Annotated in this window: 1 protein-coding gene; it reads left to right on the top strand. The window is 45.3% G+C overall.

Going from position 1 to position 772, the window contains the following annotated elements:
• Nucleotides 1–772, top strand: a 772-nt coding sequence (locus CJ255_RS22185; RefSeq protein ID WP_097646220.1) for a DNA cytosine methyltransferase, incomplete at both ends; no start/stop codon positions are given.

Genomic DNA, 772 nt, shown 5'->3' with positions numbered 1-772 from the left:
ATTTTACATTTCTGGGCAAGCATTATGCTCGTTTGCCCTTTGCTATTGTATGGGCCAATGAAATAAACGTTGCTGCGTGTCGCACATATCGCAGAAATTTTCAAAAAGAGATCATCTGTGGCAATGTATGGGATGTCATGGAAAGCATGCCCCAGGCTGATGTACTCATCGGTGGTTTTCCATGCCAAGATATATCCATAAATGGCAAAGGTGCCGGTATCCAAGGGCAGCGTAGCAGCCTATATAAAGCCATGGTAGAAGCCATAAAGCTTGTTAAGCCAAGCATATTTGTGGCAGAAAACGTTAAAGGGCTCTTGATGCGCCACAATAGAGCTTCTCTTCTAAAGATTTTAGATGATTTTAATACACTTGGCTACAACACAACCTACGATCTCTACAATTCAGCCGATTATGAAGTTCCTCAAACCAGAGAGCGTGTCTTTATTGTGGGAACGACCCAAGAGGCTGGAACGTTTACCCCACCTCCACCAGTATTAGCGAAAGATCAATGGATCACGGCTCAAGCAGCACTTGCTGATCTCGAAGCATTGGAGGCTAATCCTGAGATCAATCATATCTGGAGTCGGGCAAACCGTAGCTCTGATCAAGGGAATCGTCATTTAGACGCCAATAAGCCTGGCTATACCATCCGTGCCGAGTGTCATGGCAACATCCAATACCATTACAACATACCCCGGCGTATCTCTATGCGCGAAGCAGCACGCATCCAATCGTTTCCTGATGAGTTCATCTTTGAAGCAAAGCTACGTGA

This window comes from Candidatus Viridilinea mediisalina (assembly GCF_002532535.1).
Lineage (GTDB): Bacteria > Chloroflexota > Chloroflexia > Chloroflexales > Chloroflexaceae > Viridilinea > Viridilinea mediisalina.
Note: the sequence above shows the minus strand (reverse complement) of the source record. Positions and strands in the feature narration are given on the sequence as shown.